A 12,105-nucleotide genomic window follows, 5' to 3' on the forward strand; every position below is an offset into this window, starting at 1 on the left:
GTAATAAAAAGACAACTGGCAACAACCATGGAAATAGTTGCTGGGTGAATACGCTAAAAGTAACGCCCAAGCCACTCAAGCCCACAATAATTAATATAAGAAGTGCCAGTGGTGGCACACACATATCTAAAGCAATGGCTAACTTTTTTAAATTGAGATGTTTAATACTTTGCCCTATTAAAAAAGGCCCTTCTTTCACTATCATGCCAATATGCCCATGTTCCCAACGTGTACGTTGCGTTTTAATGCCCTCTTCACTCGTTGGAAATTGACTTCTAACTAACGCCTCCGGACAAAATCTAGGGGCGAGATTCAACTTTGCCAGATCAACCCCTAATTTCATATCTTCAACAATATGCCCACTGGCAAGATTCACCTGTTTAATCACATGCCAAGGAAAAGCCATACCCGACCCCATTAACTGACAAGGCAAGCCTAAGCGATGTAGGCCAAGTGGCCTAACCCAATTTTTTACAAGCCACGCAAATTCGGCTATTTTAATTTTAAGCGAAGCATGTGATTGAGATTGCATAAGGTAAAGCGCCTGTATTGGTCGCTGATGGCAAATCGCATCACTCACCAAAATAGATATCGTATCTTTTTCAAGTACGCAATCAGCATCAAGCACAATTAATACGTCTGGTGGATTTTTAGTGAGGTGCTGAATTCCAAAATCCAGTGCATAACCTTTTCCTCGATTTGTAGCATGGGTTCGCTCAATAACTTCCATGCCCTGACTCTTTACAATTTCGGCGGTGTCATCACTACAATTATCTGCCACAACTAACACGCTTGTATTAGCACCCAACTGCTCGTTAATCGACATCAACGTTGGTAAAATACTACTCGATTCATTATGTGCTGGAATCAAAATAGCCACTGAAGGTTGAGCTGTGGCTTTACGTGACTCATGCTTGTAAGGCAACATTGCAAAGCATACCTGCAAACAGAACGTGAAAACTGGAACAGATAAAACAGCAATGGCCACATAAAAAATCACTTCGATAAAACTCAACATCACGCAGTTACCTCTAACTCTTTAGATACTGAGTTTTTTGAGATTTCATCCCTAAATAACTGTGCAAGTTTTCTGGCTTCGACGTCTACAGAATGCCGCTCAATAACTCTAGCATAGGCAGCGTCACCCATCTGTTGCAATTGTTGAATAGGTAATAGTAAAAACTTCTTAAGTGTTTCTGCTAAGGCATCAACATCCCCCGCAGGGAACAAAAAGCCATGCTGTCCATTAACTACTAACTCAGGAATAGCTGCAATGTACGTACTGATAACAGGCCGCCTTAACGCCATGGCCTCCATAATCACCACAGGCAAACCTTCTGCAAAGCTCGGCAACACCAAGGCTTTTGCATTTAGAATCTCTTCACGAACTTGGTCACTCGATATCCAACCCGTAATTCTTACATTTTGTTCTAAGCCATAGCGTTTAATCTGCGACTCAATTTCAGCGCGCATTTCACCATCGCCACCCAGAACCAATTCAAAAGGGATACCTTTTTTGGCTAGAATATTCGCTGCATCGATCAACAAAAGCTGACCTTTTTGCTCACATAAGCGTCCGACACAAACCAACCTTGACCTAGTAGGCATGGAGACTGGCGAAATAGTGTGAAAAGCCTGCTCAATACCACAATGCACTTCTTTCACCTTGGACCACTGTGAATATTTAATCCAACGAAAAATCTGACTACGGCAATAAGATGAAATCGCCACTACGAATGCAGATGCCTCTATCTTCTCAGCCAACTTAATAAACTCAGGCTTATCAAACTCTTCTGGCCCATGCACTGTAAAACTATAAGTTGGCCCACCTAAAGAGCGCGTAAGTAAGGCAACCTCTGTAGCATTAGCACCAAAATGCACATGCATATGCTGTGCCTTGCTATCTTTCAGCCAAAGTAAAACCTGACAAGCCTCGGCCACATAAACCAGATGATAGGGCCACGCCCTATCCGCCCGAATGCCCATTTTGATTGCTATCCAAAGTGTTTTAAAAAACAAGGATGGATGCTCTCTTAACACTTGTACCACTGCAGGCAACAGCCCAGAAACACCCTTTTTTAATACATATCGTGTCTTCTCGCGCTCTTGAATATCGATAGCATCAACCAGTTCGCCATCCCAGCCTCGAACTGAAATGCGCTCTATCGCAAGACCTTCATTTTCTAACGCAAGTATTTCTCTGCGAATAAAGCTATGACTCACCTTAGGATATTGGCTAACAAGGTAGGCTATTTTAATTTTGTTCAAAGTTTTATCCAGTAGATGGTATTAAATACTAAAATATTAAGTCTCGTTATCTAAAATATTCATTAGTGGTATACCTTTTGAAGCATCAATTTTTCTTGCAAACAATTTAATTCTGGATTTACCTCCCCTAATAGAAGGCTCAGAGCCTGCCTTTTTTATTTCATTTGCATCAGAAGCATCTAGATAATCAGGGTGGGGTGACCCAAGAATACTCCAACGAATGTAAATTAAATTTTCATTAATACAAGTTGATTTAAACGGTGAATTCATAACTACTGTTGGAATAAAGATTTCATCTGGAATCCATACATTTTTGAAAAAAGAGACCTCTTTCTGAAATTTATCAACGTAATTTATAACGTACCTAACCACTTCTCTATTCAAACACCAAAACATTGAACCACCATACGGAGTTAAATTTCCCGGAAACTTTCTAGGTACTGGAATGAAAAATCGACGTTTGCAAATTGGTTTATGCCAATATTTTAGACGGTACATACCGCCATCTTTACCCCAAATTTTATGAGGTAGCTCCCAATTTGGGATGAAGGAGGAATCTTTGTATTTAGACAAAAAATCACTAATTTTTGTTGAATTAACAATTGAATAGTCTTCACCGCTGATGACCATAGCATGAGTCCAGTCACAGTCAGTCAACTCCAAGGCACTTCTCAAACCCTCAAGCGATGCCTCTACGATACCCCACGATGCCCATGCAGAACGGAATCGCTTCAGCAATTTCACATTCGATTCATCCGCAAGACAATTTTCAAATTTTTGATAATTACTGGGGCTTACTTTTGAATCAATGTGAACTAGGACTTTGTGAGGTGAAAGCCTCTTTGCAAGCCTAGCAACTTGTTCTGGCTCTTTATGAGCAAGTATGATGAATATGACTGTCATTTTTTCAATATTTTATAAGGAATCGGGATTACGAATTATTTTAGTAAAACTTTAGCACTTACTTTGTTTGTTGAATATTTAATATGGAGATTTATTATAATTTGAAGTTAGTACCTTATTTTAAAATAAATTCAATGGCTTACCATAGTTCATAGGCAAAAATTGCAATCGGTCCCAAGGCATGCCCTTCAAAATCGCATATTGAGGAGTGCCATCAAATAGTTCAACATATGGATTCACTTGCCCCTGTAATGTGTAAGATAGTGGATTTTGCACACGCAAGGTTATGGCACCAGCCTTATCCCAAACAACAAATCCATACTTTTGTGCTGCTTTTGCAATAGTCTTACCCACTGGATGCATTTTCAACGCATCTACATTTACTGACGGATCAAGCCTAAATAGAATACCTTCAGGAATACGATTAGGCAGGTTTTTTGGGTTATGCCCATCTGAACGATGCGCAGGCCATGAATAAATGTTGAACTTTTCAAGGTCCACCAGGGCAATGCCTATCACATGCTTAATCTCACCGCGTTGTAATTCTTCAGCAGTAATCTGCCCGCCAATAAACGGTAAACTAGTTGCAGTTGTCCCAAAATATTCAGGGAAAATCCCGTCACTCTTTGATGCATTTAATAACTTACCACCCCAGCATGCTTGCCACTGTCCATCTATTTTTCGAGCTTTCCAAAACTCCCAAAGAGTATCAGTTGACGCTTGGTAAATTGTCATCTCTTCATCAGTACCTTTAGCCGCTTGGGCATAATCTGGCACAGGCACTGCAGACCATTGTTTGGCTAACTGCTGGTCTTTATAGCCTTTATTTTGGCAGTCCCACTGATTAACTTGTACAGTTGGTGCATTAGCCTCGGCATAATAAACTGGGCTAGAATAGGCGGTAGTGTTGATCCCCACAGTGCCATAATAAGTCGATTTCTGCCTTAAAAATTCGGCTACAAATGCGGCAGAATTTTCATGTAACTTCACATCTACTGGTATGGGCTTATACCAAAAACTATTCGCAGCAAATATATGATCTGTAGCTAATGTTTCTGCATATGCAGGCTTTCCCACAAAATTCATCATTAACATTAGTGTTAAAAAATTCAACGCACATTTCTTCATCATCTCACCTTTGTCAATTTTATTCGTTTAGACAAGCGCTTACCCCAGGCCATAACTTTTTGCTCATAATAAAATGTTGAAACATGTGCGCATGCAAATAACACTAGAAATAACAGTGGTCGTTTACTGTATTTATCGATTAGATCACCACTACCTAACCACGTTGACAATAATAAGGGGTGGATGACATAAAGTGCATAAGAGATTGAGGCTATATAAAAAAGCCACTTATGTTCTAGCAATTTAGCAAAGTTTGTATTTTGGTTAAATAAGGTTGCGCCAACTAAAGTCGCGGCAAAGTACGGTCGCAAATAGTTCATAAACCCTGCGGCTGGATGGCATGATATTAAAAGTAGCACTAAAACGTAAGCATAATTAATCTGGCTCATAAACTGATGAAGCTTATCGCCCAATTTACGATTATAATTCAAAGCCAGTATCCCGCCTGCCAAGATTTCATCGACCCTAAAATGCGTGATAACTGAAACATGTTGATTATTCAGAACCCTCAATGCGGTAATTCCCAGGCATATCAATGGTATTAATAACAATCCATTTTTCTTTAGACTCGCTACTAACAACGCCAAACCAATATAAAAATGCATTTCTACACACAAACTCCATAAGTGGTCCGTCACTGGTATTAAAGGTTTTGGTGGGTAATTTGCGTAAAAGAATAGATGGGCTAACCATGCATCTCTACTTACTGGGTTGAGCAATAGTGCAATTAAAATATAAAGCCAAGCTAAAGGTAAGATTCTAAAAAATCTTCGAATTAAAAAATCAATCACCTGCGGGCGACCCATTAAAAAATGCGTCACTAAAAAGCCAGACAACGTAAAAAATAAGGACATGCCAAGCACGCCAGCCGCAAAATTTAATTGCAATGTCTTTGGACCTAACGGTAACAGGTGACAGGCCAGTACTGACAATATGCTAAGGCCACGCCATCCGTCTAATACACTAAATCTCGCACCTTGCATCACATTCCTTTATGGAATAACAGCAAACTCAGTCTCGTAGCAGTTTAAAAAATAAACTACATCAGTCATAAAATTTAACTTGCTTACATTTTCTACAACAGTAAATTACGGCTAGTGAATGATAATCCGAGCAGGAGCACCAACAGCAGTTGCCCCATCAGGAACATCACACAAAACCACTGACATTGCACCAATTTTGCAATTATTACCAATGCGTATACCTCCAAGCAATTGAGCATAAGCACCAATTTCCACATTGTCACCGATAGTTGGCACAGGGCCACCTTCTACTCGATTGCCAATTGTAACGCCTTGCCTTAAAGTAAAATTTTTGCCAATAACAGCTTGAGGATGTATAAAAATACCTCCAAAGTGCCAAATACGCAGACCTGGGCCAATATCTGCATCTTTTGGCAAACTAATACCAGTAATGGTTTCTACTATTCGAAATAGAAGCCAATACACCGCTGTATAAACTTGTCTAACGGTTCCAAACGGCTTAACATCGACCCGCCTACCGAATCGATATACCCAAACAGCCCAAATCGACTGCTCTTTAAAAAATGGGCGCTTAATTGCATAGCGCTTTAAATCTTCAATCCAAGATGCGTCAGAGTTCATCACTAATTACTACAGTAGTTATTCATTTGTTAAACATCCTTAGTCTGATTTAGCACTATCCAATATTAATTTTTCGTGTTTTGAAAGATTGACGGCATATACCGCCCCCAATACAAACCAAAGATACCAATTAAAACTTAAATAACTCAGCATGTTGTCCGCATATGAATAAAAGGCAAATTCAAGTAAAAACATCCAGCCTGAAAAAATCATCAACTTATTGGTTTTATAGAATGGTATTAATAGCATGGCAACTCTCAAGTGAAGCCATATAAAAGCGGAAAGGCCAAATACTCCTGTTTCAAAAAAGAGCTGCACAAATACGCTATGTGCACCACTTTGGGTTCCGCCTGCCATGGAAAAAAAGTTAACCGAGTAAAGTCTGAATGACTCTAATCCATACCCAAAAAAATAATGGCTGGGTGACATCCAATTTAACCCGTCTTCCCAGATCAATTTCCGCCAGGCATAGGAGTTCAATTTACTATAGTTAACCACCTCGTTACCTTGACTAAGATCTAAAACACGGTCGCGTATTTCTGGAATCATCAGTGCGCCAACAAGCGACAAGCCGATAAATACTAAGTATTTCCGCTCATAAATAATGGCATACACACTAAAAAAGACAAAACAAGCAACCCATGCACTACGAGTTTTGGTCATGAGTAACAAAGAAAACATGATTAAAATATAAATTGGTAATGACTTGCGCAACCATGCTGGAATAAAACTGACCTTAGCCTTATAAAAATAAAACCCGACTGAAATCATGAGTACCAGATAAAATGCCAGTATATTAGGGTGATTGAAAGTACTATTTATTCGAAAACCATTTGAACTGGCGAAACCACCTAAAGCAGCATCATAAAAACCAAAAAAAACAGGTATCAGCGAAGATAAGAATACCGCTGAGATCCAACGTCCGTAGTCCTCCTCATTTCTTATTAATGTTATAGCCAAGGCAAATACAGAGGCATAAGAAAGTAGCGCCAAATAGGTTTTAAGTGCGTTTATAAAACTCGGTGCAATCACTAATGCCACTAGTGAAATCACAAAAAATGGCAGCCACGTTTCGTTAAGTACTTTACGCACTGGGTTAGGTTTATCAAATATCGCAATTAATGCAATAGCAATAACCAAGGCATTTATGACGGCACCTAAACCAAAACTACCGAGTTTAGTCGCATCCAAAATGGGGTCCATAACTGAACGAAACAAAATAATTAAGTAAAAAAGTGTGTTCCGAGCAAAGGCGAATAAAAAAACCAATATAAAAAAGCCAGGCAAAGCCAGTAAAACACCGTATCGTTCACCAACAAGATTTGCAAAATAGACCGCAAAAGCACCCACAATCATTGCCAATATAATGCCAAATATGGCAAGAGGGGATGAGTTCAGAAAAGAGTCATGTACTTGTTTTTTCAATTTAGAAACACTTCACTTAAATTTATATTTGTTGCTGAAAAATAGATCAAAATAATCACTAATCCTTTGCAAATAAATCACGCGTGTAAATTTTATCCAGCACATCGTTCAAATCATCGGTCACACGATTGGCAATAATCACATCCGCGCGACGTTTAAACTCATCAAGATTATTAACCACTGGCGATCTAAAAAAATCACCTTCGGTAATAACAGGCTCATAAACAATCACATCAATACCTTTAGCCTTAATCCGCTTCATAATGCCTTGTATGCTAGAGGCTCTAAAATTATCTGAGCCTGCTTTCATGATTAACCGATAAATACCAACCACCTTCGGGTTGCGTTTTAACACGTCCTGTGCAATAAAATCTTTTCTGGTCGCATTTGCATCCACAATCGCCTGAATAAGCGTTTGCGGCACATTCTGATAATTGGCTAACAATTGCTTGGTATCTTTCGGCAAGCAATAGCCGCCATATCCAAACGAAGGGTTGTTATAGTGCTGCCCAATGCGAGGGTCTAAGCACACACCATCAATAATTTGGCGAGTATCAAGGCCATGCGTAGCTGCATAGGTATCTAGCTCATTAAAGTAAGCAACGCGCATTGCTAGATAAGTATTTGAGAACAATTTAATTGCCTCGGCTTCAGTACTATCTGTAAATAATAAGGGTACGTTCTCTTTTAGTGCGCCCTGCTGCAGTAAACTTGCAAAAACCTCTGCACGCGCTGATTTCTCACCCACCACAATACGAGAAGGGTATAAATTATCGTAAAGTGCTTTACCTTCACGCAAAAATTCGGGGGAGAAAATAATATTTTCGCACTGATATTTTTGTTTAACTTTAGCCACAAAACCAACTGGAATCGTAGACTTAATCACCATTACCGCCTTGGGATTAATGGCAATTACATCCTGAATCACTTGTTCAACAGAACTTGTATTAAATGAATTTGTATCAGAATCGTAATCGGTAGGTGTGGCAATTACCACAAAATCAGCACCTTCATAGGCTTCTTGCTTATTTAGCGTAGCTCTAAAGTTTAAAGTTTTATTTTTTAGATACGCTTCAATTTCATCATCTGCTATTGTCGACTGCTTATTATTAAGCATCGCAACTTTTTCGGGCACAATATCCAGCGCCACAACTTCATGATGTTGCGCCAGTAAAATGGAGATTGAAAGGCCAACATAGCCTGTGCCTGCAATACTTATTTTGTAAGATTTCATACCAATAAACCAATCATCAAAGAACTAAAAGTAACTAAAATTAAAAATAACACACAGCATTACAATCTGTTTACGGTCTAAATGTAGCAAGTGCTAATCTAAGCATGCCTTTTGGCCAAAAGCCCAGTTTGCCGAAAGCAATCCAGTCTGTAACTCCTGGCCGCACCCCATAAAACTTTGAGTACATTTGCAACATTAGGACTTGAGCATTTCTAGGTGAGCCTTCAGCGTGCAATTTAGCAAACTTTTTATATGCATCCCGAACCTTGCTTTCTGCCTTCACCGATATACGGTCTTGCTTTGGAGAATCATCATAAATTTGTGTGGCACAATCCAACAAATGGGCCGTTCCAAACTTTTTCAATATACGCATAAACATTTCCATATCTTGCCAAGCAGGCATGCTCTGATTAAACATACCCGCCTCAACAAAATGGAATTTCGGTGCAAAAACCTGATTTCCAATATAATTAAACTCAAACAAATCATCGGCTTTCACCATACCTTTTTTTTGGCTAATCATATGAACTTCACCATAGCGAGTAAAAATATCTTGAGCGTAAATGCAGGAAGGCTTTAAGCCAAATCGACTCAAAAATTCCCAGAACTCAACAAACGATTGTATTCTTTCTGGTACAAACTCATCATCGTCATCTAAACCTGTTAAAAAATGCCCAGTTGCACTTGATATTGCAAGATTTCTTGCTGCCGGCGCACCTTCTGAAACTGTCTTATTAAAAAACTTGAGGCGGTTATCTTCTTTTGCTTTTTGCTCAAGGTATTCCGCAGTTCCATCCGTAGAGCCATCATTCACCACAATCATTTCAACATTTTCATAGGTTTGATTCAAAACAGAATCAACTGCCCTTGATAGTGCTTCTTTTCTATTTTTTGTTGGTGTATATATTGAAACTTTCACAGTAGACCTTTAGACAAAATTTTGTTAGATGGTTATTGCTTTTTTTTAAAAAGTTAAAGATAGCTTTCCTTAAATTTCTTCCAATAACTAAAGCTACTAGGCATCATAAATTTTATAAACAGCTTCAATTTAAAGGGAGACAACCCATACTTAAAATAAGTAGTTAGAATTTTTAATCTAAGCTTAAGAGGAATATGCCACCCATACACAGGGTTTAATAAATGCAACATATCAAAAAGCAGATTTGTGATTAATTGTTTTAAGGCTATTCTTTCGAGCGTGTCATTTTGAGGAATCATTTTTATTAGCTCATCAATCACAATCAAGTGCCCGTCAATATGGCGCTGCTGTTTGTTTTGCGTCATTGTAGACTGTGGCCGAAACCGACGATGGAAAAGTATATCCGGCAAGCACATTGCAACTGCATCACTATGTTGTAAAAGCAATTGAGTCGTAAACAAATTGTCCTCGTAAATAATTCCCGAATAAAACCTTAATTCCTGAAATCTAACCCGATTAAACATATACATACACGGTTGCACTATATATTTATTAAATCGAAGTTCTTCAGTGAATACATTTTTTGACAACAAAACCTTATTTAACTGAGCTGTTCTTGAATATAATTTACTTGAATTAATTTTATTGTCGGTTTCCCCATCAAAAAAGGCTTGACCACTAAATAAAACCATATCAAGGCTGTGGTTAATAATCGTTTTGAGACACAAAGACACGGTATATTTTTCAAACCAATCATCACTATCTAAAAATAAAACATAATCGCCCACGGCCATTTCAAGCCCTAAATTTCTAGCAGATGACTGCCCTTGATTTTTAGTTTTTACTGACTGAATAAATGGATATTGGCTCTTAAACTCATCAATAATTTTTCCTGACAAATCAGTCGAACCATCATCAATAATAATGATTTCTTTATTGTCGTAATCTTGATTTACAGCCGATTGCAAGCACTGTTCAAGATAATCTTCAACATTAAAAACGGGAATGATGATTGAAACTTTAAAATTAGAATTAATCATTTAATAAAAATTTCTGATTTGAATTATTCATTACTTGTTTCTCTGACGAAAGATACTTACAAGTATTAATAATTTTTTTTTCGATAGAATCGATGCTGATGTAGTGTAGACCAACCCCCCAATAATAATCTCAACAATTAGACGATAACTGGTAGAAGTGTCATGGAGCAAATATCCCAACATTTGAATTACAGCAAGCATTATTAAAGAAGAAAGGAATGGTCCTATAAATTGCTGGAAATAAGTAGTAATCTTAATATTCACAATTTTTGAAATCATTACTAATGTAATTGGCCATAGAATTAATGTCTGGAGTGCTAAGGCTAAAACAATGATGCTTATTCCCTTTTTAAAAAAAATTAGAATAATTCCAATGGTTGTTAGCTGTTTTAACAACTGGTAGTAAAACCACCAATTGCTTTTACCCTGACTTTTAATTAACGAGGACTGTATTACGCCGATACATGTCATTAAACCAATTAAACAAAACCAACGTGTGGGGGTTATTGCCTCTACCCAATGATTGCCAAAAACTAACGGAATTGCGTCACCCACAATAGCGGCCAGCCCAACGAAGGCTGGGAATGAAACTAAGGATGATCCATAAGTAGCTAGAAGAAAGGCTTCGCGTACCTTTTCTTTTTCATTTTGCAGTGAAGATAGGAGCACATGACTTACTGAGTTAAGCGCACCTGCAATAACATCATTTAACATCTGAAATAATCGTCGTGAGAAATTGTAAATGCCTAATGGTGCGGCCCCAATCATTGAACCAATGATGAGTTGGTCAAGATTCATTGCTTGCAAAAATCTATTCCCTGATGCAAATAAGCCATATTCAAATAAATCACGTAATGACTTAACACTGAAGTCAAGGCCTGGTAGCCATTTAGCGCCAAGAAATGCAGCAAGACAACTGACCATTGACACTGTTAATTGTGAAATTGCCAAAGCCCATATTCCATAACCATACATTAGCAAACCAATACAAATTACACTCGAAAAAACTGTTGCAACTATAGTGCGCATTGCAATGAGATGAAATGACATTGCACGGGCAATGAGTGCATTAGGTACTGCTGCAGATAGATCAAATAACAACTTTAAGCCAATGACTGGTAAAAAAACCGATACTGCTTGCTGACCCATTTTTGCAGCAATTAAAGGAGATAGAAAAACCAAAATACCGTAGATTATTAAAGCAAAACTCACACAAACCCAAAACACCGTATCAAGATGACTTCTGCGAATATTCAACTGCTGAATAAGCGCCTCACCTAATGCTGCAGGAGCAAATGCACTCGCTAAAGATACTGCACTTACAGCCAGCGCGATTACACCAAAATCATGCGGCATCAAATAGCGCGAACTCACAATAAAGACAATGCTATTAAGTAATGTTGGTACAAAACTATTGATTGCAGACCATGCTGCACCACGCACAGCGGCAGTAGACCGATTTACTTTTATGTGCGCATACTTTGCATCGCCATCGACTAAGATAGCGCTTTCCTCCTTAATCACCTCTGCTACAAAAAGGCTTTTAGATGTTTGCTGATTTTTATCTTCAATGCTCATATAACA

Annotated in this window: 11 protein-coding genes; all 11 read right to left on the reverse strand. The window is 38.3% G+C overall.

Going from position 1 to position 12,105, the window contains the following annotated elements; all coding sequences use genetic code 11:
• Nucleotides 1-1,018 (reverse strand): glycosyltransferase family 2 protein (locus HOO90_RS06595; RefSeq protein WP_292841147.1); only part of this gene is annotated, 1,018 nt, incomplete at its 3' end.
• A complete protein-coding gene (locus HOO90_RS06600; RefSeq protein WP_292841150.1) occupies nucleotides 1,018-2,268 on the reverse strand; it encodes a glycosyltransferase in 1,251 nt (416 codons plus the stop codon). The genes HOO90_RS06595 and HOO90_RS06600, both read right to left, overlap by 1 nt.
• A gap of 36 nt (nucleotides 2,269-2,304) precedes the next feature.
• Nucleotides 2,305-3,171 (reverse strand): beta-1,6-N-acetylglucosaminyltransferase, encoded by an 867-nt coding sequence (locus HOO90_RS06605; RefSeq protein ID WP_292841153.1) that lies wholly within the window; start codon nucleotides 3,169-3,171, stop codon nucleotides 2,305-2,307.
• A gap of 120 nt (nucleotides 3,172-3,291) precedes the next feature.
• A complete protein-coding gene (locus tag HOO90_RS06610) occupies nucleotides 3,292-4,260 on the reverse strand; it encodes a DUF4124 domain-containing protein (protein WP_292841156.1) in 969 nt (322 codons plus the stop codon).
• Between the two features lie 38 nt (nucleotides 4,261-4,298).
• On the reverse strand, nucleotides 4,299-5,282 hold the full coding sequence (locus HOO90_RS06615; protein WP_292841159.1) for an acyltransferase: 984 nt from the start codon (nucleotides 5,280-5,282) through the stop codon (nucleotides 4,299-4,301).
• Between the two features lie 111 nt (nucleotides 5,283-5,393).
• On the reverse strand, nucleotides 5,394-5,903 hold the full coding sequence (locus HOO90_RS06620; RefSeq protein ID WP_292841162.1) for a serine O-acetyltransferase: 510 nt from the start codon (nucleotides 5,901-5,903) through the stop codon (nucleotides 5,394-5,396).
• Between the two features lie 39 nt (nucleotides 5,904-5,942).
• Nucleotides 5,943-7,043, reverse strand: coding sequence for an O-antigen ligase (locus HOO90_RS06625; protein WP_292841165.1), 1,101 nt, complete (start codon nucleotides 7,041-7,043; stop codon nucleotides 5,943-5,945).
• Nucleotides 7,044-7,386: 343 nt separating this feature from the next.
• On the reverse strand, nucleotides 7,387-8,562 hold the full coding sequence (locus HOO90_RS06630) for a nucleotide sugar dehydrogenase (protein WP_292841168.1): 1,176 nt from the start codon (nucleotides 8,560-8,562) through the stop codon (nucleotides 7,387-7,389).
• Nucleotides 8,563-8,632: 70 nt separating this feature from the next.
• On the reverse strand, nucleotides 8,633-9,481 hold the full coding sequence (locus tag HOO90_RS06635) for a glycosyltransferase (protein WP_292841171.1): 849 nt from the start codon (nucleotides 9,479-9,481) through the stop codon (nucleotides 8,633-8,635).
• Nucleotides 9,482-9,534: 53 nt separating this feature from the next.
• Complete coding sequence (locus HOO90_RS06640; RefSeq protein WP_292841174.1) at nucleotides 9,535-10,521, reverse strand: glycosyltransferase family 2 protein; 987 nt, start codon at nucleotides 10,519-10,521, stop codon at nucleotides 9,535-9,537.
• A gap of 30 nt (nucleotides 10,522-10,551) precedes the next feature.
• Entirely contained in the window at nucleotides 10,552-12,099 is a 1,548-nt protein-coding gene (locus tag HOO90_RS06645) for a lipopolysaccharide biosynthesis protein (RefSeq protein ID WP_292841177.1), read from the reverse strand.
• Nucleotides 12,100-12,105 lie beyond the last annotated feature (6 nt).

This window comes from Methylotenera sp., from assembly GCF_013141425.1.
In the GTDB taxonomy this organism is placed as follows: domain Bacteria; phylum Pseudomonadota; class Gammaproteobacteria; order Burkholderiales; family Methylophilaceae; genus Methylotenera.